The sequence below is a fragment of the Paenibacillus taichungensis genome, from assembly GCF_003287275.1.
Taxonomy (GTDB): Bacteria; Bacillota; Bacilli; order Paenibacillales; family Paenibacillaceae; genus Paenibacillus; species Paenibacillus taichungensis_A.
In genome coordinates this window covers 112,460-136,617 of sequence record NZ_QEVW01000005.1, presented here as the reverse complement: position 1 = coordinate 136,617, position 24,158 = coordinate 112,460, and the positions used below count along the sequence as shown (strand labels likewise).

Sequence of the window (24,158 nt, the reverse complement as noted above, 5' to 3'; positions counted from 1 at the left end):
GCCACGGTGGAGAAGCTCTCCGCTGTGGCTTTTTTGTATGGAAACAGCTGCGAAATGCATAACTACGGTCAGAATTTCCATACTAAAAATACATAGAAAAATGCAAAGCATCAATGCTATTACTGTAACGAAGAGGAGGATGCATCCGATTTGAATCTCGCCCACAACAAATTGTATATCGCGGCACTTGGCGGCTTGAATGAAATAGGCAAGAACATGTATCTTATCCAATATAATCAGGACATCATTGTCATCGACTGTGGCTCCAAATTCCCGGATGAAACTCTGCCGGGCATTGACCTCATCATTCCGGATGTGACGTATCTGCTGGAAAATCAGGACAAGGTGAGGGCGCTTGTGGTTACTCATGGACATGAAGACCACATTGGCGGCATTCCTTATCTGTTAAAACAAATCAATATTCCGGTATATGCATCCAGACTGACACGAGGATTGATTGAACTGAAACTGAAAGAGCATGGTCTGCTGCGCAAAGCAGACTTGCATACGGTTGATTCCAAATCCAGCATAACGCTGGGTGGAGTTCAGGTTTCTTTTTTTGCAACTAGTCACAGCATACCGGATTGCCTTGGTATTTTCTTTCAGACACCTGGGGGAAATGTCGTCCATACCGGGGATTTCAAGTTTGATATGTCACCTGTAAATGGGCCGTATCCCGATCTGCACCGTATGGCCGAGATTGGCAAACAAGGTGTGCATGTGCTGTTGTCCGAGAGCACCAATGCAGAGAGACCCGGGTTCACCCCTTCCGAGCGTGTCGTAGGTGACCACATATTGGACGCGTTTATTCGTGCCAAACAAAAAGTGTTTATTTCAACCTTTGCATCCAACGTAAGCAGGGTGCAACAGATTGTAAATGCAGCATTCGAGACGGGACGCAAGCTGGCACTGCTGGGCAGAAGCATGATTAATGTAGTGTCGGTAGCCAGTGAATTGGGATACCTGGATGTACCTGAGGGGCTGATCATTGAGGCTATTGATTCGGACCAGTTTCCACCTGATGAGGTCGTTGTACTCTGTACGGGAAGTCAGGGGGAAACGATGGCTGCTTTATCCCGTTTGGCCGCCTCCAAACATCCTCATGTGAAGATCGCACCTGGAGATACCGTTATTATTGCAGCTGGCGCGATCCCGGGGAACGAACGCAATCTTGCGCATGTCATTGATAATCTGTATGTGCTCGGAGCTCGCGTCATTTACGGTTCAAGCGGTGCAGCAGGCATGCATGTATCAGGACACGGCAGCCAGGAAGAACTCAAATTGATGCTGACCCTGATGAAGCCTGATTATCTAATTCCAGTTCACGGTGAGTTCCGAATGCTGTATCAGCATAGACAATTGGCGGAGTCCGTGGGGATTGAACGGGATCATGTATTCATCGTGAACAATGGGGATATGATTCAGTACAAAGACGGCGTGGCTTCTCCTGGTCCCAAAATTGCTTCTGGCAACAGTCTGGTCGACGGTCTGATCATGGGCGATGTCGGGAATATCGTGCTGCGTGACCGACGGCAGCTGTCATCCGATGGAATGCTGGTGATTGTGACTACGTTGAGCAAAACGGAGAAACATATGGTAACAGCACCTGAGATTATTTCCAGAGGTTTTGTATTTGTGAAAGATTCCGAAGAATTCATGAAAGAGATTCATGAGCTGGTTCAGAACAAGATGGATGAGTTAACCGGAAGCGGAGCGAATCAGTGGAATGTGATCAAAAGAAAGCTGAAAGATGAGATCGGTCATTACATCTACGCCCAGACGAAGCGAAGACCGATGATCCTGCCCATTATTATTGAGGTTTGAGAAACTGGAGCGGAGCCGATGTATAGAGATTAAGATGAGAATTAAAAGATTAAAATGGTCAAAAGCCTGAGAAATGTAGGATCATACCGTTTTTCGTATGAACCACACATTTTAGTCAGGCTTTTATTGTTAATAACCTATTGATCCTTCAGCAATCCAGATTGTCTCACAGAGGAGAGGAACTGGTGGAACTGCTCAATGTTTAATTGCTGTGCGCTATCCGAGAGGGCTACCGCCGGATTCGGATGAACCTCAACCATAACACCATCTGCACCCGCAGCAAGAGCTGCCTTGGCACATGGCGCAAGGATATCTTTACGCCCGGTAGAGTGGGTGACGTCCACAAGTACAGGCAGATGGGTTTCCTGTTTCAGAATCGGCACAGCAGAGATATCAAGTGTATTGCGTGTTGCTTTTTCATAGGTGCGAATACCGCGTTCAATCAGCATAACCTGTTTGTTCCCCCGGGAGACAACGTACTCCGCAGCATGAACGAATTCATCAATGGTTGCCGCCAAACCACGTTTCAGCAGGATAGGAATCTGAACATCCCCGGCAGCCTTGAGCAGTTCAAAGTTTTGCATGTTACGGGCACCGATCTGGATGACATCAATATACTGGCCGGCCAGTTCAATATGACTTGGATGCACGATCTCACTAATTGTCTTCAGTCCGAACTCGTCGGCAACTTCCTTCAGTATTTTCAATCCTTCGATTCCAAGTCCCTGGAAATCATATGGAGAAGTACGAGGTTTAAATGCACCTCCGCGCATCACGGTAATGCCAGCTTCTTTCAGCGCTGCTGCGACCTCGCGTACCTGCTCATAACTTTCAACCGAGCACGGTCCGGCGATCATAATTGGTTTGCCTGCTCCAACCTTGACGTTTCCGATGGACACGACAGTATCTTCCTGCTGATTTTTGCGGCTAACGAGCAGTTGTTTCTTGTGTTCGTCGACCTGGAGGTTCAAGGAAGCCTGGAAAATCTGTTTGAACAAAAGTTTGATGGCATCGTCTTGGAAAGGCCCCGGATTGGCGGCAGTCAGTTCCTCCAGCATTTCTTTTTCGCGAACCGGATCAAACTTGGGAACACCCTGTTTTTCCTTGATTTGACCAATTTCCTGTGTAATTTGGGCCCGTTCTGACAACAAGTGCAGGAGGTTATGATTAATCTCACTCAATCGGCCTCTTAATTGTTCCAAGTTCATGCTTTGATCCATGCTGATCCACTCCTTCAATTTAGATTTATAAAAAAACACAAAAAGGCCCTTCATCCGTAAGGGACGAAGAAGCCGTGGTACCACCCTAATTAGAAACGGTCCTGCTGATTGAATACAGCCGATCTGTTTCTCACTTTGACCTTTTAACGCAAGGAACGGATTGTCCTAGAAGCTATATCCATGAGGAATAGCTCTTCAGCAATCGGCTCGGGAGTGAACTTCGGCGGCATGTTCTTTTCGGGTGCTCTCAGTCTTCGGCACCGCATCCCTGTAATGAACGATAACTCCGCGTACTCTTTCCGTCATAGCCTGTATGATTAATGATGTTCTGTATTTCATGATGCACGTTATGAATTGAGGTTATACTAGCATCTCATGTTCCTTGTCTGCAAGAAGCTGAATTAATGCCATGCATCAATAACGCTTTACCGTGGCGCATTATGCAACCACTTCCAGTGTTCTGTGAGATTTACTAATATCTCAATGGGAATAGTATTCGCAAGGGTTTGCCTTTCGAAGTATAATATAAGGTAATATAAGTGAATTCAAGCGAATGAGAATAAGAGGAGAAGTTATGAATAAAACGATTTCGGATATCGCCCAATTGGCAGGCGTGGCGAAGAGCACCGTCTCTCGTTTCCTGAATGGTGGTTCTGTTAGTGAGGATACACGGGAGAAAATCGAACGTATTATTAAACAACACAATTACGTACCCAATACGTTTGCACAGAGTCTCAAAGCCAAAAAAACCAGTATTATTGGAACGGTTGTTCCTCGTCTGGATTCCTTTGCAACCTCTCAGACATTGATCGGCATCGATGAAGAATTAAGAAATAATCAGTATCAGATGCTGATCGCAAATACGAGTCAGGATATGCAGCGCGAGATCGACGCCATATATGACTTTGCCAGACAGAAGGTATCCGGCATTATTTTGCTTGCCGCAGAAGTGACCGAAGCACATCTCAAAGCCGTTGAAGACATCGGAATTCCGGTCCTATTGGTGGGGCAGCAGCATGAACAGCTGCACAGTCTAGTTCATAATGATGATCAAGCGGGCTATGAGATGGGGAAGCATGTTGTGGAAAAGGGCCATCGGAAGATCGTCTATATTGGGGTTACCGAGAGAGACCAAGCAGTTGGAATCCATCGCAAACAGGGGTTCAAGCGTGCGATCGACGAATGTGGCGGATGTGATGTGACGTATTATGAGACAAGTTTCAAAATGTCCGAGGCTATCATTACCGCAGAAGCGATTTTGAAAGAAAGTAAACCGACAATTATTGTGGGCGCAACAGATAACATCGCACTGGGTGTGATGAAGATTGCTTTCTCCAATAAGATACAAATCCCTCAGGATTTATCGGTTACCGGATTTGGCGGTTATGAAATTACCGAGATGATTCATCCTACGCTAACGACAGTAAAATATCATTATTTTGAGGCAGGTCAAGTAGCGGCCCAGCACATAATTCGCTTGGTAAAAGGCGAGCCAGTGGAACAGTGCACGATCCTGGATGTGGAGATTATTCCACGAGAAAGCGTTGACAAGATATAAATGAATCCTTTATGATAATTCCATCGAACCGGTTCCACATTGGATATCCAACACGATTATGGGAACACGGTGGCAGGCGAAAAAGCCGTATGGAATTATTTTTTTGATCTAATTGGAACCGGTTCCTCTAATTTTTGGATTATAAAATAAATTAAATTAAGAGTTACACGATCACGGAGAGGGCAGAAAAAATCTGTAGAAACGTAGTGTGCGCCTAAAAGCTTTCTGTAAGAAAGCTGCTACGGAAGCATAAGCTTCAGCGGATTTCACCCTTTAGAAAAGGGATAAAAGAAATCTGGAGATAACAGCGATCGGAGGATTGTTCTGCCATCGAAGTGGCCAAGTGTAACATTTCTTGGTCTAATTTATATTAGCTAGGATGGAGAACACTTTTTATGAAAATGACTAGAGAGCAACGCTACAGACGAATCGAGCAGGCAGAGCCTGGAGAAATAGGCAAACTGGAAGCTTTGATCTCTGCTTGTCCGTGGAGACAGCATTACCATATCCAGCCGATAACCGGACTGCTTAATGATCCTAACGGATTCTCCTATTACCAGGGATATTATCATTTGTTCTATCAGTGGTTCCCACTCGGGACCGAGCATGGAATGAAGTATTGGTACCATACCCGTTCAACGGATCTGGTGCAGTGGGAAGAAGTCGGAATTGGAATAAGGCCGGGCGACACATATGACTCACACGGGGCATATTCGGGCAGTGCTATTGAAAAAGATGGCCAACTCAACCTGCTATACACAGGCAATACAAGAGATGAAGACTGGATCAGGCATCCGTATCAGTGTCTGGCGATTATGGATGAAAGCGGTTCAATAACCAAAGTGCATCAACCTGTGATTTCAGAAGTGCCTTCTGGCTACACGGAGCATTTCAGAGACCCCAAGGTTTGGCAGCAGGGTGACACGTATTATTGTGTGATTGGAGCCCAGCGTGTAGATGAAACAGGATGCACGGTATTATATCGTTCGTCAGATCTCAGAAACTGGACATTTCTTGGAGAGATTCATACTGGGCTACCTAAGTTTGGCTACATGTGGGAGTGCCCCGATTATATGGAGATGCAGGGTCAAGGTGTGCTGATCTTTTCGCCACAAGGAATAGAGAGTCAGGAAGATGAGTATCAGAATATTTTTCAGTCGGGCTATCTGATTGGCGAACCACTGGATCTTCAGACAAGGCACTTCGAACATGGTCCATTTCAGGAGCTGGATCGTGGCTTTGACTTTTATGCCCCACAGACGATGCAGGCGCCGGATGGAAGACGAATTTTGGTGGGCTGGATGGGACTTCCCGATTTGGAGTATCCGACAGATAAGAATGGATGGGCACATTGCCTGACGATTCCGCGGCAGTTGTCACTCCGGGAGGGGAAGTTAATTCAACAGCCAGTTTCTGAAATGGTGAAGCAGCGCAGGGATTCTGAAGGGACTCATAGGAAATTCACACTGGATCATGAGACTCGATCTTTCACAGATTTTACTGGAATGGCTTATGAACTGGAATGTGAAATCCGTGATTTTGACGCAGAGGTCGTAGGCATTGAATTGCGGGCGAGTGCAGAAGAGAAGACCGTGTTGCAGTATGATCGGTTGGCACAAAAAGTAACCCTGGATCGCTCGCAGTCAGGTGCCACGCTCGCGGATCAGAACGGGAATATGCGGCGCTGCGCATTGAATGCTGACGTCCTTAAGTTTCATATCTTTGTGGATTCTTCTTCTGTTGAGATCTTTGTCAATGATGGAGAAGAGGTATTCACAAGCCGTATCTTCCCAAGCAAGGAAAGTGTGGAGATTCGCTTCTTTGCTCGTGGAGGTAAGGCAGGATTTCAGGCATCAAAATGGGATTATTAGATATAACGTGAGAGGAATGAAGAACCATGTCGGATAATCAGCAGATTGCCCAGGACGTTATTCGTGCCATCGGGGGCAAAGAAAATATCGCATCATTTGCACACTGTGCAACACGTCTTCGGATCATGGTGAATGATAAAGACAAGATCGATCAGAAGCAGGTCGAGAACATCGACAAAGTGAAAGGGGCTTTTTTCAACTCGGGCCAGTATCAGATCATTTTTGGAACCGGAACAGTGAATCGGATATTTGAAGAGGTCGAGAAGCTGGGCATCGAAGGGTCTTCCAAGGAAGACGTGAAGAGTCAGGGCAAAAAGGAAGGCAATGCTTTTCAACGGGCCATACGTACGTTCGGTGACGTATTTGTACCGATTATTCCTGTGCTGGTAGCAACGGGACTATTCATGGGTCTGCGAGGGCTGCTCACTCAAAACGAAATTTTATCGTTAGTTGGTGCAACACCGGAGGACATTTCGCCCAATTTCCTCTTATTTACTCAGATTCTGACGGATACGGCATTTGCATTTCTGCCTGCACTCGTAGCTTGGTCTGCATTCCGTGTGTTTGGCGGAAGTCCGGTTCTCGGCATCGTTTTGGGTCTGATGCTTGTGAATCCGGCGCTGCCGAATGCATACGCTGTTGCCGATGGATCAGCACAACCGCTACATATGTTCGGATTCATACCGGTGGTCGGGTATCAGGGTTCCGTGCTGCCTGCGTTCTTCGTCGGATTGATCGGAGCGAAGTTTGAGAAGGTTCTGAGAAGACGCGTACCAGAGGCGCTTGATTTAATTCTTACCCCTTTTATTACGCTGACGGTCATGATTACATTGGGACTCTTCGCAATTGGTCCGGTATTCCATTCTCTGGAGGAGTGGGTGCTGCATGGAACGACAGCCGTATTGGGATTGCCATTTGGTATTGCGGGTATTATTATTGGTTTCTTCCATCAAATTATTGTTGTTACCGGTGTACATCACATCTTTAACTTTCTGGAGATTCAATTGCTGGAAAAAACGGGCTTTAATCCGTTTAACGCGATTATTACCTGTGCTATGGCTGCACAAGGAGCGGCTTGTCTGGCAGTGGGGTTGAAGACCAAAAATACAAAGCTGAAAGCACTCGCACTGCCTTCGTCATTCTCTGCATTTCTGGGGATCACCGAACCTGCAATCTTCGGGGTTAACTTGCGTTACATGAAACCGTTCATCATGGGTCTTGTCGGAGGCGCTGTGGGTGGATTCATCGCATCCTTGTTCCATTTGCAAGGTACAGGTATGGCGGTGACGGTTATTCCAGGCACGTTGCTGTATTTGAACAGCCAATTGCCTTTGTACATTTTGTCCAACGTGGTGGCCATGGGAATTGCATTTGCACTTACCTGGTTCTTCGGATATAAGGATCAGCCGATTGCTGAGGAAATTCCGAGCAATGCAGGAGAAGAGAGCAAGCCGGAAGTTCTATCGCCAAAGTCAAACTCATCTGCCAGCCAGGCCGTTAACCATCGGACCAAGGTAGATATGCTGGAGATTGCATCACCGATCACAGGCACAGCGGTTGCTTTGGAGCAGGTTCCTGACCCTGCATTCTCGGAAAAGCATATGGGAGAAGGGATTGCTATCGAGCCTTCTGAGGGCAAAGTGTTTGCACCTTTTGACGGCGTCATTGCTCATGTGATGAATAAGAGCAAACATGCGGTAATCCTTGAACATGAAACAGGTGTTCAGATGCTTGTGCATATTGGAATTAATACCGTTGGATTGAGGGGGGAAGGTTTTATCGCACATGTGAATAGCGGAGATACCGTAACCGCAGGACAATTGTTGATTGAATTTGACATGAAAGCGATCCAGGCTGCCGGGCTGCCATTGATTACACCTGTGCTCATTCCGAATGGGAACGACAGCATTGAACAGGTGATGACAACGATGACAGGCCCTGTTCAGGCCAATGGGGAAGCACTAATTGTGGTGAAATTTACTGAACCGCAATAAGCGTAAAGTTTTGAAAAAGACAGATCGAAAAATGCAAAGGGACCCGTTGTTTATCACCAGGGTTTCTTTGCACTTTTATGTATCTTTTCTACTTAACGGAAGGTGTTAAAAAGAATAATACGTCAGTGCGTATTGCATCAGAAAGGAACGAATTTCTTCCCGGTTTAACATCACATCCAATGGGCTGGCTTTCTCGATATTGCTAAGCAAATCGCTGACGGCTTCTTGCAGGAACAGCATGCGTTCATTTCCCCATAGTTCTTGATGCTGCTGGATAAATTGCATGACTTGCGACAGCTCGATACCTTTTAAAGCTCTGAATACTGAAGCCCATTTTACCAAATCAGAGGGATGGGAACCTACAGGCAATTCAAATTCGGCAAAACCATGAACATTCCCGCATGAGATTTTGAACAATCCGCAGTAGCAGGCTGCATGTCCCTGCGCTATGAAGGGTAATTTCTGCATATCGTACCGAATAATCTCGATGGAACTAATCCGCGTATCAACACCAATCTCCGTTCGAATTTCCACATCACAATCTGCAATCACACGCTCCAACCTCCATAGGCAAAATCACCTTATTGTTTTCGTTATCCTGCGGATTATGTTACGACTGAACACAGCTCAAGTAAAATCAAACGGGATGGAAATACCCCTGATTTTCGGATTTTTGGTTTGGTATTCATACATGTAAGCGATTAACAAGAGATATATCTTCATTTTGGACTAGATTAACCCGATTTTTTCTTCCGCTCATGACAGATCGAGTAACATGCCGCATGATAGCGAAAAGAGGAGATTAAGCGAGAAATGCTCACCCGAATTGTCTGGAATCGATCAGAACGGTGCAGAAATCGAATGCAGTTCCATTGCAGAGATGCAGACAGAGGACTATGATTCGCACATAACGTACTCCAGATGGTATTTGCAGGATCTGATGTGAAGGCGAGGTTGGCGGCAATGGATGACGCAATGATGGTTGTATCAACAGGACAAGGTGAGGCGGGTAAAAATTTTGTGAATGTATTACTCCAGAGGGGATTTGCGGTTGTCGTGCTTGTGCACAGTGAAGAAGAGGGGGAACAATTTCAATCGCTTGGGGCAGTCACTGTGCGTTACATTCAGGAATTGGCATTCCGTAATCAGCTTCCGCCCGAATTTGCTGTGAAAAACGCCTTTGTATTTGAAAATAGCTTGCCGCAGTGCTGCCAGGACATTGAACTGTGCCGCAGCTTGTGTCCGCAACAACTCTATGTCGTTTCCAGCAACAGGCCTCATGTTGAACTTGTTTATAAAGGTCTGGGAGCAACTTATGTCATTCACAGCCGGAGTGGAGATGTTTCATTTTTATTGTGAATCACCTGATCGCGGGTTCCTTGTCGCCTGTAGGATGAACCAAGTATAAATGAAAAACGTTGTGTCCAGAGTCTGTTGCCCTGGCCACAACGGTTCGTCAATTGAATTCCTATGTGTTATACATTGAGCTGTGAAACCCTATCAGGAAGAGATTCCGACAACACTCGAACCATTCTTTGTAATTTTGTACGTAATGACGTCTCCGCTCCAGAAGTGGAATTTAAGAATGACTTCGCCATTATTTGTTTCGTTGAAGAAGTTTTGTTTCAGTTCAATGACGTTGCTGCTATAATTTGGACTGAAAGTGTAGGAAAATTCTTTGAACGAAGTCCAGTTTTGTGGACCTGCGTTTCCGCCACTTGTATATGTGGCTTCCATGGTGGCCAGTTGATTGCCATTAAAGGTAGTCGGAATCGCAAACGAGCTCGTTGTGCCCGTTACATTGCTCAGTTTAGGCGTATCATACTTGATGATATTCAGGTTCCAGTTTGCGCCTTTGTTGAATTTGACGGTCAGCTTGGCATTAACCCCAAGATTGCCTGAAGTGGTCAGTCTGGACAACAGACTGGATTTTAATGTCAGCACATCACCGCTGATTGTGTAATCTGTACCTTGAACAAGAGTAGTGCTGCCATTCGCAAGTGAACTAAATGTATTGCCATTGAGATTCAGTTTTACGGTTTTATCCTGAATGGCTGCCCCTTTTTTCAGATAAACCAGATCGGATTCAGCTGTGGAGGAACGACCTGTCCAGCTTGCTTTCATCGTGTTATACAGGTCTGGGTCAGACCAGGTAAAGGTGGTACGACCGAAATGCTGCCCATTATCCCATAACATGGTGGTCATCTGTTTCTGACGCAGGTACTGGCCAATGAATTCAAAGAATTTCAATTTCTCGCCTTGCTCAATGACGCCCGTGTGCTGATCAAAGCCGAGCAAGCCATACTCACCGACGATAACCGGAATGCCTTTGGCTGTAAATGCATTGTATACCCGATCAAATGTAGCGGTAATATCCTGCTGTACTTCAGCATTATATTTGGTGTAACCTGCGATATTTACGCTGAATGGCCAGAATCCATAGTAGTGAACCGTAGCGATAATATTAGGATCATTTAATTTTGCAATCGTCTGGGATAAAGCATCGAGATCTGCTTGAGCGGAAGACGTATGCATCGTTGGCAGAACCAATGGACGTGTTGCATTGTTTCCACCGGATGCTCTCACGATGTTATGAAAAGATACATTGAGCTCATCCAGCAAAGCGTAAGCAGTAGCGGTATTCGTTGTGCCACCTTCAGTGAAGCGTGGTTCATTCACACTTTCGAACATCAGTTTAGTGGATGAGTTTTTGAATTTGTTTGCAATTTGAGTCCAGGCGGAGTTGTAACGAGCAAGAACATTGGCATGGTCATTCTCCATATAGCTGATCCACTGCCATGAATCGTGATGGATATTGATCATGACATACAGATTGGCATCAAGCGCCCAGTTTACAACCTGTTGAACACGATTCATGTAAGCGGTATCAATAGTATAGTTGGGTGCTCCACCCATATGAGCTTGCCAGGTCACTGGAATACGAATGCTCTTGTAGCCTTGATTGGCGATATTTTGAATCAGTTGCTGATTAATCAGCGGGTTACCCCAGGCCGTTTCGTCTGCGCCAACAGCATCAAGGGAGTTGCCCAGATTCCAGCCCGGCTCCATCGCAGTAACATAGGACTGAATATTGGTTGGGGCAGCGGCCGCACTTGCCTGAATCGAGTCATCTGTAGCAGCAGAAGCGATGGCGGATGAGAACAGGGACAGGATCATTGTCGTTACGATAGTGAGTGAGAGGAACGATCTGCGATTTTTGTTCATTAACATAATCTCCTTTGTAATGATTTCGTTGAACTAAAATAGAGCGTTTACAAAAATGAAGAATTAAGCTCAGCATAGACGATACCGAGTATTGATTTAAATGGAATCACCACCAAATTAAGTATTGAAAACGTTTTCTGAAGTGCAAATATATCATGATCCATTGAAAGTAAACACCCTCTTAATTAGTACAAAATCCATGTAATAATTAGTGATTAATGGATTATTTTATTATAAATTCATTCGAATAAATAGCGTTGCATTACATCCGTGGTTGAAGTTAAATAAATCTCAGGAGGGGATATCGAATGAGACTGGATGCGCATCAGCATTTCTGGAATTATAATATTCGTGAATATGGTTGGATCGAGGAACACATGAGCGTCATTCGACGATCGTTTCTTCCAGAAGATTTGGAGAGTCTGTTAACCGGTGCAGGAATATCGGGTTGCATGGCGATACAGGCTAGACAATCGTTGGAGGAAACCGAATGGCTTCTAGACATGGCGCAGCGGCATGAGTTCATCAAGGGTATTGTGGGTTGGGTAGATCTGTGTTCTTTAGAAGCTGAACATCAGCTTGAGAAATATGCATCAAGCCCTTGGCTGAAGGGAGTGCGTCATGTAATACAGGATGAACCGGATGTACAGTTTGTATTGCGTGACGATTTTCAGCGCGGAATTGCTTTGCTACAGCAATATAATCTGGCCTACGATCTGCTTGTGTCCAAGGAGCAACTCCCTTATGCTGTAGAGCTAGTAAAGATGTTTCCTGAACAGCGATTTGTACTTGACCATTTGGCGAAGCCCGATATTAAGGCAGGAACGGTCTCCCCTTGGAAGGAAGCGCTATACTCTTTGTCAGAACAACCGAATGTGTACTGCAAATTATCTGGAATGATAACGGAAGCAGATTGGACAAACTGGAAACAGGAGGACTTTGCACCTTATTTGAATATCGCCCTAGAAGCGTTTGGTCCGGATCGGGTGATGTTTGGCTCGGATTGGCCTGTTTGCACGGTGGCTGGTACATATGCTCAAGTGCTTGAAATTATCAGGAAACATACTTTTTGCATGTCTGAGGTAGAGAAGCAGATGATATTCGGCGGCACCTGCGCTACCTTTTATCAGTTATAGTGATCGCATTCTACAGCAGATCTAGGCTTAACGATGTTGACAGTTTCCCTAATTCTTGCTAGAGTTTTATCCAATCCGCATAATTGTGATCTGGGAATGTTACCGATATGGGCATAACCTGAGCTGGCTTGTATACACTGCAACGTGTATCCGAGCTGGTTCGGGTTTTTTGTATTTATGTTGAACGAACGATTTTACATTGGACACTGCGCTGCCAGAACAATCTTCTGATCGCTGTTATCCCCAGATTTTCTGATGTGTAGTTCAACATGAATATTTTGTCTTTCTAATGTTTCTTGCGATTGGAGCGGATACTGAATTACATATTTGAAAGGAGAATATGCATGACTAATTTTAAGTTTCCCAAAGACTTTTTGTGGGGTGGAGCCATTGCTGCCAATCAGGCAGAGGGTGCTTATCTCGAAGGAGGTAAAGGGCTGAGCATTGTTGACTTGTTGCCGACAGGAGAGAATCGCAGAAGCATCATGAAGGGTCATGTCCCTGCATTGACCCCACTGGAAACCGAGTTTTATCCTTCGCATGAAGCCATTGATTTCTATCATCGTTATCCCGAGGATATCGCTCTGTTTGCCGAGATGGGATTCAAAGCGCTGCGTGTATCGATTGCCTGGGCACGGATTTTCCCAACCGGAGAAGATGCACAGCCGAATGAAGCGGGTTTGCAGTTTTATGATCGATTATTCGATGAACTGTTGAAGCATGGTATCGAGCCTGTGGTTACGCTTGCTCACTTCGATGTACCGGTCAATCTGATTGAGAAATATGGCAGTTGGAGAAGCCGTGAGTTGGTGAGTCTGTTTGAAACCTACGCAAAAACCGTATTCAGCCGTTACAAAGACAAGGTGAAATACTGGATGACGTTCAACGAAATTAACATGCTTCTGCATCTGCCATTCCTTGGTGCGGGTTTGGTCTTTAAAGACGGTGATCATGTAAAAGAGATTCAATATCAGGCAGCACACCATCAATTGGTGGCAAGTGCACTGGCGGTTAAAGCCTGTCACGAGATCATCCCGGGCGCAATGATCGGTTGTATGCTTGCGGCAGGAAGCTTTTATCCTTATACCTGCAATCCGGAAGATGTGTTCCAGGGCATGGAGAAAGACAGGGAGTCCTACTTCTTCATTGATGTTCAGTCGCGTGGGGAGTACCCGGGTTATGCCAAACGTTTCTTCAAGGATCATGGACTCAATATTAGCATGCAGCCAGGTGATGCGGAAATTCTGAAAAACCATACTGTTGATTATATTGGATTTAGTTATTATTCAAGTCGTACAACTTCCACGGATCCGGAAGTCGTCAAAAACATGACGAGCGGCAATGTATTTGGTTCTGTAGCGAATCCGTATTTGGCAAAATCGGAATGGGGCTGGACAATTGATCCCAAAGGCATCCGCATTACAGCCAATCAACTGCATGACCGCTATCAAAAACCGCTGTTTGTTGTAGAGAATGGTTTTGGCGCCAATGACGTGGTTACCCCTGAAGGTGAGGTTGATGATGCGTACCGGATTGATTATCTGAAACGCCATGTTGCTGAGATGGGTGAAGCTATTCAGGATGGTGTAGATATCATTGGTTATACAAGCTGGGGGCCAATCGATATTGTCAGCGCTTCTTCAGGAGAGATGAGAAAACGCTATGGTTATATCTATGTGGACCGTGACAATGAAGGCAAGGGTGAATTGAAGCGGATCAAGAAGAAGAGTTTCCATTGGTACAAAAATGTAATTGAATCTGATGGCAGCAATTTAGAACAGGAATAAGCAGGGCAAAATCAGGGCCATTCTCCATGATCATATCGGAAGGACCACTCTTCATGGGACTTCCGATTGTTCCCTTGCTGAAAGCGTTGACATCTGTGTCTCATCGCGCTATACTTGACGCAATTATATCGTTTTTGGGATTGTTACTACTTGAAGTAGGCAAAACCTAAGCACCAAAAAAACAGACGTACTTGTCTTGTTTATTTTGTGATGCTTCAGGTTTTTTTTGTATGCCCAAAAGGCGATATATGACTGCCAAGAGAGTGGATCGTGACGGGGGGATTGAAGTGAAAATAGCAAAGGTTATCAACAATAACGTCATTAGCATCTATCAGGCGGATGGAGCAGAGCTTGTCGTGATGGGGCGTGGGATTGCCTTTAAGAAGAAGCCGGGGGATAAAGTAGACGAGACCCGCATCCAGAAAGTTTTTGCGCTTAAAAACAAGCAGACATCCGACAATTTCAAAATGCTTCTGCGTGAAGTGCCCATGGAACTAATCGAAATTGTGGAAGAAATTATTACCTACGCCAGAGAGAATCTGGGCCGTAACTTGAATGAAAATATTTATGTTTCCCTGACGGATCATATTAACTTTGCGATTGAACGATATCGTGAAGGGGTAGAGATCAAGAATGCACTGATGTGGGAAATCAAACAGCTATACAAGGCTGAGTTCGGACTAGGTCTGAAAACGCTGGAGCAGATCAAGTCTAGACTTCATATCGAGCTTCCTCCGGATGAAGCAGCGTATATTGCCCTGCATATTGTCAACGCGGAGATGAATGAAGAAGTTATTACAACGATGAACATCACGAAGTTTATTCAGCAGATTATTAATATAGCGAAATATCACTTCAAGATGGAATTCGACGAGGAGTCTCTCAGTTATTTTCGCTTCATTACGCATCTGAAGTTCTTCTCCCAGAGGGTATTAAGCGGCACGCATTATGACAATAATTATGACCACTTTTACGACATGATAAAAGAGAAGCACCCGGAAGCGGCGGCATGTACGGAGAAAATCGAAATGTTCGTCAACAAGGAATATAACCATCAGCTTACCAACGAAGAGAAATTGTATCTGACCGTCCACATTGAACGGGTCGTTAATCGATAATAATTAAAATGTTGACAAATTTGTTTAAATTATAATAATATGAGATTAACAGGAATTGAATACGATTTAACTGGGATTGTTACTGGTTATGCAGGCAAAACCTAAGTCATGAGAAGGCAGGACCAATGTGTCCAAACCTTACTCAAGGCTTAGGTTTTTTGCGTGCAAAAAAATCGGTAAGGTGCCTGTTTTAGTAAATATGGGGGTGCACATCATGAGTCAGGAAAAACTCGCAAAAGAGATCGTCGAACTGGTCGGCGGCGAAAAAAATGTGGTATCACTGGTACATTGCGCAACACGTTTGCGGTTTGTATTGAAAGATGACGCCAAGGCAGACAAAGCCAAGCTGGAAAAGACAGAAGGGATCATCGCAGTTAAGGAAAATGGGGGTCAGTTCCAAGTGGTCGTTGGCAATAAGGTGCCTGAGGTTTACAGCGCCATTGGTCAGATCAGCAACATTTTGAATGATTCTTCCGAAAAGGAAAAGCCGAAGAAGTCCGCGAAAGGCATTGGCGGCATTATCGACGTGATTTCCAGTATTTTTGCACCGCTGCTAGGGGTTATGGCGGGAGCCGGTATCTTGAAAGGGCTGCTGCTCATTGCAAGCAATGTCGGCTGGCTGGAAACGACGGAAACCACGTATAAAATCTTATTTGCAGCAGCAGACAGTCTGTTTTATTTCTTACCTTTGCTGTTAGCGGTTACAACCGCTCGTAAATTCCAGGGTAACATGTTTGTGGCGATGACCATTGCTGGCGCATTAATCTATCCTTCCATCGTCACGCTCAAGGCGGAGGGAACGCCAACCGATTTCTTCGGCATCCCTGTCATTTTGATGAATTATTCATCTACCGTTATCCCTATTATTCTGGCAGTCATCGTCATGAGCAAATTGGAGAAATTTTTCAATAAAGTTCTTCACGAAAGTGTGAAAAATTTTGTCACTCCATTATTTTTGCTTGTCATTATGGTACCTCTTACCCTGCTCGTATTTGGTCCATTTGGAGTATATGTAGGTAATGCCATTGCATCAGGACTCGTTGCCGCATTCGGATTCAGTCCGTTATTGGCAGGAGCCGTTATGGGTGCAAGCTGGCAGTTGCTCGTTATTTTCGGGGTTCACTGGGGACTCATACCCGTATTTATCAACAATGTTGCTGTATATGGACGTGATGGCGTCAAACCGGCTGCGACAGCTTCCATCTTCGCGCAGACCGGAGCTGCATTCGGCGTTATGCTGAAAACCAAAAATAAAAAGCTGAAAACGCTGGCGGGTTCATCGACATTGACAGCCTTGTTCGGGATTACCGAGCCGGCCATATATGGTGTCACTCTGCCACTCAAACGCCCATTCATCGCAGGAGTGATCGGGGGTGCTGTTGGTGGGGCCATTATTGGTCAGGCAGGTACGCAGGCATTCGCTTCGGGCGCTCCAGGGCTACTGACTTTGCCGATCTTCTATGGACCAGGTGGAGAGGGCTTCCCTGGACTGATTCTTGGGATCTGCGTATCCTTTGTTGTTTCGGCTGCATTGACGTACATTATGGGATTCAAAGATCCGGTTGATGAGGAAGAACAAGAAAAAAGCACGGAATCTACCAATCCATCAGAAAGAACGGCGGAATCCGTGGATCAAGAAGTTCTTAGCCCGATTGAGGGGACTATTGTTGAACTGACTGAGGTACCAGATCCGGCATTTTCATCCGGCGCGATGGGTAAAGGCGTTGCGATTGAGCCGGCAGTTGGCCGAGTCGTTGCTCCTTTTGACGGTACTATTACTGTGGCTTTCAAAAAGAAACATGCCCTGGCTGTTGTATCGGATACAGGTGCGGAGATTTTGGTTCATGTCGGGGTGGATACCGTCAAGCTCGATGGTCAGCACTTTACATCACATATTCAGGAAGGTGATCGGGTTAAAGCAGGGGATTTGCTGCTGGAATTCGATATCGCTGCAATCAAGGCCGCTGGTTATCATACGGTAACCCCTATTATTGTAACGAATTCTGCAAACTATGAGGAAGTGGTTCCTTTGACTACGGGACAAGTTCGGGTTCAAGAGCCTTTACTTACCCTGTATGGTGGAAAGGGACAGGAATAAGAGTAGTACTGAACTAAAAGCCGTGTCCGACGTGTAACAGAATGTTTTCTGTTTACGTGGATGCGGCTTTTTCACTGTTACCCAATCAAATTCACCAGGTCCTGAACCTGCCCCATCATGGAGATTGGATCTTCCCGAAGCCAGTCTTCCGTCATACGGTAAACCTGCCCCTTTTGTACTGCCGGAAGTTGCTGCCAATACATGCTGCGTTCAAGCTGTTCAAACTGTCGGATGGATTCCGGATCGCCGGACACAACGATAAAGAGATGATCACCCGCATATTTATGCAATTGATCTAGTGGAATATCTTCTTTGAACGGATGAGATTTGTTTTGCTGGGCTGCCAGCACCGGAGCAGGAGGTTTTAATTGCAAATCACGATATAACACACCTACGTCGTAGTAAACCTGGAAGGTAGCAGGGAGCCCTCTCATCCAGAAGAATGAGACCGTTTGGTCATCATCATGAAGAGGAGACAAGAGTCCTTTGGTTTCCCTAATCTTGTTCATATAGCTCTCCAACCAGGCTTCTGCCACAGGCGTTCTTCCAGTCAAATCCGCAATTAGACGAAAGCGCTCAAAGAAAGGCAGGGACCAGGGAACATCCAGTGTAGGAGCAATCTTGGAATATTCCGCATAATGATGCCCGTTAAAAGTCACGATGAGATCGGGTTTCAATTCCGATATCTTATCCATATATGGTGTTACCACAGAATTCCCAATCGAAGGAACACCTCGCACATGACCCTGGTAATAACGGCATTCCAGCAATTGGTAAGGCGCGCCAATAGGTGTTATGCCGAGCGCCAGCAGCTCACCCAGGAACTGAAACGAGGCAACACGCATCGTGTGCTTTCTTAGATGAATATATAAACGCGGCGATACACCGGTGTGCTGCTTGAAGCTGCGACTGAAATGAAAAGGATCACGGAACCCGATATGTCCTGCAATTTCCTGAATCGAATCATTTGATTCCAGCAGACGTTTTTTGGCACGATTCATTCGTAAGGCATTCAAATATTGGATAGGGCTCTGTCCGGTATGCTCACGAAAAAGACGCGAAAAATGGCGTGAGGATAGCCCGGTCTCTGCGGCAAGTTGATCCAAAGTATAGTCAAGTGTAACGGATTGTTCCAACCGTTTAAGGAGTGTATCTACAGCCTGTATGCTGCGATATTCTTTATCCACCGTGTCTGCTTTCATGACGAGTAAAATCAATTCCTGAAACAGTACATGTTTGCTGTAGTTTTCTTTCTCGTCGCAAAGATCCTCCACGGGGTGCAGCAAGTGAACCAATTGAATCATGCGGGAAACATGCTCTGGGTATACTTGACCTTGCGCTAATACAGCTGTGCGAGGCGTACCCTGAACAGACACGGGTAGAGGTTCGAATTCAATCCAGTATACTTGCAGAGGAAGATCAGAGTGGTTCTCAAGCTGCACTTCCATTCCGGGATGAAATAGAAAACAGCTTCCTGCTAAAACCTCAGTTAGTTTATCCATGCAATGGACGTTGCCGCGCCCTTCGGTGATGATCATCAACGTATGACGTTGTATTGATTTTGTTGACGAACCGGATATCGCATCGCAGTATGTACCTGTATGTATATAGACCAGCGAAATCATGGTAACCCTCCTCAAAAGCTGAAAAGAAGCTCATCAGGCAGGATCGCTGAAGAACTTCTCTAATGTATATGATGTGATGAATATTTTTTATTTGGTAAGTAATTGAACTGCATCATCCAATTGAGCATTGAGAGACATCACGTCGTAAGAGAACCATAGGCTCTCATCAACCACGTAAACTTTATTATTTTTGACGGCAGGCAGTGAGTGCCACAACTTGCTATCATCCACTTCTTTGAGGAAATCAGGATCATTATCGAATCTGACCACAAACAGTCGATCTGCTGAGGCATATTCTGGCAGCTTCTCAAGAGAGATGTTGATGCCGAGTTCATGATCCCCTTTGGCCCATTCCTCTTTGACGGTATCTGTCATGTTGAACTTCAGCACGTCATATAAGGTATATCCTACATTAGCGTTCCCGTATACTCTGAGTTGACCTTTTTCAAATCCGCCAATAACCACTACGCCGAATGTCTCATCTGGTGAAACGAAGGAAGAAAGCTTGGTGCGTGCCTCTTCGGATTTCTGATTGAATGCCTGAACCCATTCCTCTGCTTGTTCGCTTCTGCCAATTACGTCAGCCACTGACTCGAAGTGTTGGAATGCATCGACACCTTCCCATTGGACAACAACCGTAGGGGCAATCTTGGACAATTGTTCCAATTGGTCCTCATTCCACTCTGCTGCAATGATGAGGTCCGGCTGCAGTTCGAGTGCCTTTTCCAAATTCAGCTTATTGGATACCCCGATATCTTCGATCCCTTCCAATTGATCTTTAATCGAGACATAGTTGTTAAGCAGATGTGATGCTGCCCCAGCTGGTTTAAGTCCTGCTGCCAGCATTTCCGGTAAATACTGTGTAGTTAGAATACGTTGGGGATGGGATGGAATCGTTACCTCACGGCCAAGAGCATCTTTATATACACGAGTTGCCGATTCTCCGGCAGTATCGGTTGACGTTTCTGACTGCTGAGCAGAGTTCCCCCCATTAGAAGATAATGATGTTTGTTCCCCTTGACCGCAAGCAGAGAGAAGCAAGGTTAGCACAAGAATGATGCATGAAAGCTGGAGTTTATTTGGATGACGCAACATAATAATGAAATCCCCTTTTTTCTTTTATAATGATAATCATTATCAATTATTATAGTCAAGAGTTCTTTTGAAGAACATGTTGAATATGGACTTGAAGCATGGAAAATATGGACATGACATTCTGGCGCAAAAGAAAATACCTCCAAAAATTAATTTTGGAGGCATTTGTTTCGTTTTATTTACGACCCATTGATGTCCTAAGAATCTGCTCGCACAACCGTTGAGTTCATATTGCCTGTCAGTCGTTGCGGAGGGAAGACCATGCGCACAGGTGCGATGATGATCGCAGCGAACAAGGCTTTGATCAGATCACCGATAATGTAGGGATAGAACCCTTGTATCATGGCTTCGGGTAATGACATTTTGTAAGCATAGGCCAACCAGGGCACGCCCGAAACATAAATCAACATTGAACCAAATACCTCAAATACGATAAAGGCCAGGAAATAACCAACGAATCCGTTCAGTTTGATTCTGCTGAGTAATAACCCAATAAGCAATGCGGAGAAGGGCCACATCATGACATATCCCCCTGTAGGACCAAGGAGTACTGCAAGTCCGCCTGCGCCATGCAGAAGCGGGAAGCCAACTGCAGTCAGGACTACGACTAAAGCGACACTTAGAAAACCATATAAGGGACCAAGCAGTCCGCCTGCCAGCATAACCGCAAGAGTTTGCAATGTAATCGGCACAGGAGAGAAACCAATGGGAATACTTATGTAACCAAAAAGAACCAGTATGGCTGCCATCAGTGCGCTGAATACAATACCTCGCAAAGATAATTTCATGTTTGAACATTCCTTTCAATTTTGGTAATCTTATTGTTAACCGATCAAACGGATGTGGTTAACGATTTGGATCGTACCACAAAAGATTCAAAAGGGAAAGGACCAATTTGCGATGCAAGACGTTACACCTTTGATTACACTAGATCAAGTCCGTGTTCATTATGCCTCCGAGTCAGGACGTATTCGTAAGGCAGTGGATGGGGTTACGCTGGAATTAGCTCCGGGAGAGTGGATAAGTATTGTGGGAGCCAATGGTAGTGGCAAGAGCACGCTGGCTGGACTACTGATTGGATTCACTCCGTTATCCGGCGGAGAAAGAAAGGCTACTCCAGAACTGGTTGTTCGTGGAGTCCTCCAGCAGCCTGATGCACAGGTACTGGGAGATACCATTGAGGAGGAGTTCCATTTTGCTTTATCCTCTCTGCTGGAATCTCCTGATGAACAATTACGCCGGAGAGAGCACGCATTACATACGGTTGGACTTGAACACCCGCCAGAGGCGTCAATATCGATGCTGTCTGGAGGACAGAAGCAGCTGCTTAATATCGCGGTAGCGCTGGCGGCTAAGCCAGATGTGCTCATTCTGGACGAACCTACGGCCATGCTTGATCCAGGAGCCAGAGATCGAATGGAAGCTGTAGTTCAAACTATTGTCCAGCAAGGGACGGCGGTAATCTGGATTACGCATCATTTGGAGGAAGCGACCCTTTGCGATCGAATTATTGCCATGGAACAGGGACGCTGTGTTTACGATGGAGCTCCTGCAGCTTTCTTCTATGGAAAAGATAAGGAAGAGACGACTGCTGAGGCTGGAAAAGAAGCACAACCACCATCACCCTGCGAACAGCTGGGGCTTGCTCCACCTTTTACGGTGCAGACGGCTCTACTTCTGAAACGGAAAGGTCTGCTCCATCATGCGACACCTCTGCGACCAGAGCAGTTGGTTAAGGAGGTAGCCCTTTGGCAATCGAATTAGAACATGTAGGTGTAGCTTCGTCACAACCTGACAAAAGAGCGCTGCTTCAAGATATCACAGTCCAACTGAACCGTGGCGAAGTCACTTTATTGTTAGGCTGCACAGGATCAGGCAAAACAACACTGCTGCAAACAATCGCCGGTCTAAAGCCTCCAGATGTGGGCAGCCTCAAGCTGGATGGAGAGTTTTTCTGGCAGAACGGTAAAGTGCCGCAGTCCATTTTGCTGCAAATGGGCTTGGTCTTTCAATTCCCGGAGCAACAGTTGTTCGCCCGAAGCATTGGTCGAGAATTTGCTTATTCCCTGCGTCCATATCGGCTACCGGATGAGCAAAAGAAAAAGCAGATTTCCGAAGCACTGGAGCACTGGGACTCCCCAGCGGGTCAGGGAGAAGAAGAACGGTTCCATTCGGACAGATCACCTTTTGCACTAAGTGGGGGAGAACGGAGAAGACTGGGGCTTGCCCTGGGAACTGCTACGCAGCCTTCATGGCTATTGCTTGATGAACCCAGCGCCGGATTGGAAGCACAAAGTGTGATCATGCTGCTGGATGTATTGAATCAGCATCGAACTGCAGGTGAGGGAGCCATTGTGGCTACACACGACCTGGACTCATTTTTACCACATGCGGATCGGGTTCTTTTGTTGAAGGATGGGCGTCTGGTTGCTGATCTCACGCCACGAGAACTTCATACAAGACCAGATCTGCTGGAACTTGCGGGAATTGGGCTGCCACCATCCATGCAACTGGCACAACAATTTGCGGCGTCGGGCATTCATTTTCCTTCTACTGTGTTGACCCCGGAGGAAATGGCTGAAGCTATTGTTCAGTTCGTCAATGAGCCTTTAGAGCAGAAGGTTAATGTTATTGGTAATGAGGAACCATTCAGAGTAGAATTCAGAGTAGATGAAGCAAAGCTTGCCTTTTCAAGCTCCGACACTTCGGGAGGAGAAGGCACACAGGAGTCCATATACGCCCACGCTGAATCAGGATCAAGCAGAGGATTGTACGGTGCCATGGACCCGCGTCTGAAATGGGTTTTATACATTTTGCTCGTGACCGCTGCGATGCTTCAGCGCCACTGGTTAGGTCTCTCTCTTACGTTGGTGCCGGTCATCTTGGCGCTTGTTGTGTTGCCACGGCAGGCTCTGATGGGATGCTTGAAATTAATGAAGCCGCTCGTACTGTTCTTTCTCGTATCTACCGCGTTGTCGGGCACGACTCTTTCTACAGAAGGTGGCGGCCTACAGTTTGGATTTTCCCTGATGCAGGCGGAGGCGACGTTACTGAATGTATACCGTTTGTTTATCGTTACGTTGGCAAGCCTTTGGTTTTCACTGACTACGCCATATGGGCGCATGGTTGAGGGACTGAATTGGGTGCTTGGTGTTGGCAAAAAAATTAAACTGCCCGTGTCGTCGTTTGCACTCGCCGTGTCCTTAATCTTTCGTTTTATCCCGATGATCTGGAGTGAATGGCAGCGATTCTCGCTAATCGTCCGGGCACGCGGCAAAGCTGCATTAAGACCGAATACGGTACGTATACGTGATCTTGGTCCAATGGTCATTCCCTTGCTAATGGCGCTGTTTCAGCGTGCAGAAGATATGACGATTGCGATGGAAATGCGGAAAGTTAGGGAGAATTCCTTGCTCGGAGCACGCTCCTCCTTATTGGTATGGACCAAACGAGATACATGGATTTGCATGATTGGACTTATTGTTTTTGTATTTTATATCTGGATCAGAGACTGAAACGCATTGTTTGCCATGCATCATGCATAAATCCTTTCATTTCCGTTCAAAATAAACATGCTTTGATCACCACGAAGCAGATATGGAGGGAC

Annotated in this window: 17 protein-coding genes; 11 read left to right on the top strand and 6 right to left on the bottom strand. The window is 45.9% G+C overall.

Annotated elements, in window-relative coordinates:
* Positions 1-150 precede the first annotated feature (150 nt).
* Complete coding sequence (locus DC345_RS05835; protein ID WP_113052305.1) at positions 151-1,824, top strand: ribonuclease J; 1,674 nt, start codon at positions 151-153, stop codon at positions 1,822-1,824.
* A gap of 137 nt (positions 1,825-1,961) precedes the next feature.
* On the opposite strand, the gene DC345_RS05830 is transcribed toward DC345_RS05835, so the two are convergent.
* Entirely contained in the window at positions 1,962-3,044 is a 1,083-nt protein-coding gene (locus tag DC345_RS05830; protein ID WP_113052304.1) for a bifunctional 3-deoxy-7-phosphoheptulonate synthase/chorismate mutase, read from the bottom strand.
* A 574-nt stretch (positions 3,045-3,618) separates the two neighbouring features.
* Between DC345_RS05830 and DC345_RS05825 the strand changes: the two genes are divergently transcribed.
* The 3 genes from DC345_RS05825 to DC345_RS05815 all read left to right on the top strand — a co-directional run bounded on the left by DC345_RS05825 (position 3,619) and on the right by DC345_RS05815 (position 8,467).
* Positions 3,619-4,602, top strand: a complete 984-nt coding sequence (locus DC345_RS05825) for a LacI family DNA-binding transcriptional regulator (RefSeq protein WP_113052303.1) — start codon at positions 3,619-3,621, stop codon at positions 4,600-4,602.
* A gap of 395 nt (positions 4,603-4,997) precedes the next feature.
* Positions 4,998-6,473: a glycoside hydrolase family 32 protein gene (locus DC345_RS05820; RefSeq protein ID WP_113052302.1), complete on the top strand. Its 1,476-nt coding sequence runs from the start codon at positions 4,998-5,000 to the stop codon at positions 6,471-6,473.
* A gap of 26 nt (positions 6,474-6,499) precedes the next feature.
* A complete protein-coding gene (locus tag DC345_RS05815) occupies positions 6,500-8,467 on the top strand; it encodes a sucrose-specific PTS transporter subunit IIBC (RefSeq protein WP_113052301.1) in 1,968 nt (655 codons plus the stop codon).
* Between the two features lie 105 nt (positions 8,468-8,572).
* Here DC345_RS05815 and DC345_RS05810 read toward each other — a convergent pair whose 3' ends face one another.
* On the bottom strand, positions 8,573-9,019 hold the full coding sequence (locus tag DC345_RS05810) for a hypothetical protein (RefSeq protein WP_113052300.1): 447 nt from the start codon (positions 9,017-9,019) through the stop codon (positions 8,573-8,575).
* A 426-nt stretch (positions 9,020-9,445) separates the two neighbouring features.
* Between DC345_RS05810 and DC345_RS05805 the strand changes: the two genes are divergently transcribed.
* Positions 9,446-9,826: a hypothetical protein gene (locus DC345_RS05805; protein ID WP_181586498.1), complete on the top strand. Its 381-nt coding sequence runs from the start codon at positions 9,446-9,448 to the stop codon at positions 9,824-9,826.
* Positions 9,827-9,967: 141 nt separating this feature from the next.
* On the opposite strand, the gene DC345_RS05800 is transcribed toward DC345_RS05805, so the two are convergent.
* Positions 9,968-11,692 carry a cellulase family glycosylhydrolase gene (locus DC345_RS05800; protein WP_113052298.1) on the bottom strand — a complete coding sequence of 575 codons (1,725 nt, stop codon included), beginning with the start codon at positions 11,690-11,692 and terminating at the stop codon, positions 9,968-9,970.
* Positions 11,693-12,000: 308 nt separating this feature from the next.
* Here DC345_RS05800 and DC345_RS05795 point away from each other — a divergent pair, with 308 nt between their 5' ends.
* The 4 genes from DC345_RS05795 to DC345_RS05780 all read left to right on the top strand — a co-directional run bounded on the left by DC345_RS05795 (position 12,001) and on the right by DC345_RS05780 (position 17,831).
* Complete coding sequence (locus DC345_RS05795; RefSeq protein WP_113052297.1) at positions 12,001-12,828, top strand: amidohydrolase family protein; 828 nt, start codon at positions 12,001-12,003, stop codon at positions 12,826-12,828.
* 344 nt (positions 12,829-13,172) lie between these two features.
* On the top strand, positions 13,173-14,615 hold the full coding sequence (locus DC345_RS05790; protein ID WP_113052296.1) for a 6-phospho-beta-glucosidase: 1,443 nt from the start codon (positions 13,173-13,175) through the stop codon (positions 14,613-14,615).
* Between the two features lie 287 nt (positions 14,616-14,902).
* Positions 14,903-15,733, top strand: coding sequence for a BglG family transcription antiterminator LicT (licT, locus tag DC345_RS05785; RefSeq protein ID WP_076291149.1), 831 nt, complete (start codon positions 14,903-14,905; stop codon positions 15,731-15,733).
* Positions 15,734-15,947: 214 nt separating this feature from the next.
* Positions 15,948-17,831 (top strand): beta-glucoside-specific PTS transporter subunit IIABC, encoded by a 1,884-nt coding sequence (locus tag DC345_RS05780; RefSeq protein ID WP_113052295.1) that lies wholly within the window; start codon positions 15,948-15,950, stop codon positions 17,829-17,831.
* Positions 17,832-17,908: 77 nt separating this feature from the next.
* On the opposite strand, the gene DC345_RS05775 is transcribed toward DC345_RS05780, so the two are convergent.
* The 3 genes from DC345_RS05775 to DC345_RS05765 form a co-directional block, all read right to left on the bottom strand.
* Positions 17,909-19,456, bottom strand: coding sequence for a helix-turn-helix domain-containing protein (locus DC345_RS05775; protein ID WP_113052294.1), 1,548 nt, complete (start codon positions 19,454-19,456; stop codon positions 17,909-17,911).
* An 87-nt stretch (positions 19,457-19,543) separates the two neighbouring features.
* Positions 19,544-20,551 carry an ABC transporter substrate-binding protein gene (locus DC345_RS05770; RefSeq protein WP_113052293.1) on the bottom strand — a complete coding sequence of 336 codons (1,008 nt, stop codon included), beginning with the start codon at positions 20,549-20,551 and terminating at the stop codon, positions 19,544-19,546.
* 197 nt (positions 20,552-20,748) lie between these two features.
* Positions 20,749-21,339, bottom strand: a complete 591-nt coding sequence (locus DC345_RS05765; protein WP_113052292.1) for a biotin transporter BioY — start codon at positions 21,337-21,339, stop codon at positions 20,749-20,751.
* Positions 21,340-21,391: 52 nt separating this feature from the next.
* On the opposite strand from DC345_RS05765, the gene DC345_RS05760 reads away from it, so the two are divergent.
* Complete coding sequence (locus DC345_RS05760; RefSeq protein WP_113052291.1) at positions 21,392-22,315, top strand: ATP-binding cassette domain-containing protein; 924 nt, start codon at positions 21,392-21,394, stop codon at positions 22,313-22,315.
* Positions 22,300-24,066: an ATP-binding cassette domain-containing protein gene (locus DC345_RS05755; protein ID WP_113052290.1), complete on the top strand. Its 1,767-nt coding sequence runs from the start codon at positions 22,300-22,302 to the stop codon at positions 24,064-24,066. The genes DC345_RS05760 and DC345_RS05755 overlap by 16 nt, the downstream gene beginning before the upstream one ends.
* Positions 24,067-24,158: the final 92 nt, after the last annotated feature.

Excerpts from the sequence above, each read along its gene's own strand:
- DC345_RS05830 (WP_113052304.1), bottom strand. The coding sequence starts at position 3,044 with ATGGATCAAAGCATGAACTTGGAACAATTAAGAGGCCGATTGAGTGAG.
- DC345_RS05825 (WP_113052303.1), top strand. The coding sequence starts at position 3,619 with ATGAATAAAACGATTTCGGATATCGCCCAATTGGCAGGCGTGGCGAAG.
- DC345_RS05820 (WP_113052302.1), top strand. The coding sequence starts at position 4,998 with ATGAAAATGACTAGAGAGCAACGCTACAGACGAATCGAGCAGGCAGAG.
- DC345_RS05815 (WP_113052301.1), top strand. The coding sequence starts at position 6,500 with ATGTCGGATAATCAGCAGATTGCCCAGGACGTTATTCGTGCCATCGGG.
- DC345_RS05805 (WP_181586498.1), top strand. The coding sequence starts at position 9,446 with ATGGTTGTATCAACAGGACAAGGTGAGGCGGGTAAAAATTTTGTGAAT.
- DC345_RS05800 (WP_113052298.1), bottom strand. The coding sequence starts at position 11,692 with ATGAACAAAAATCGCAGATCGTTCCTCTCACTCACTATCGTAACGACA.
- DC345_RS05795 (WP_113052297.1), top strand. The coding sequence starts at position 12,001 with ATGAGACTGGATGCGCATCAGCATTTCTGGAATTATAATATTCGTGAA.
- DC345_RS05790 (WP_113052296.1), top strand. The coding sequence starts at position 13,173 with ATGACTAATTTTAAGTTTCCCAAAGACTTTTTGTGGGGTGGAGCCATT.
- DC345_RS05780 (WP_113052295.1), top strand. The coding sequence starts at position 15,948 with ATGAGTCAGGAAAAACTCGCAAAAGAGATCGTCGAACTGGTCGGCGGC.
- DC345_RS05775 (WP_113052294.1), bottom strand. The coding sequence starts at position 19,456 with ATGATTTCGCTGGTCTATATACATACAGGTACATACTGCGATGCGATA.
- DC345_RS05770 (WP_113052293.1), bottom strand. The coding sequence starts at position 20,551 with ATGTTGCGTCATCCAAATAAACTCCAGCTTTCATGCATCATTCTTGTG.
- DC345_RS05765 (WP_113052292.1), bottom strand. The coding sequence starts at position 21,339 with ATGAAATTATCTTTGCGAGGTATTGTATTCAGCGCACTGATGGCAGCC.
- DC345_RS05760 (WP_113052291.1), top strand. The coding sequence starts at position 21,392 with ATGTGGTTAACGATTTGGATCGTACCACAAAAGATTCAAAAGGGAAAG.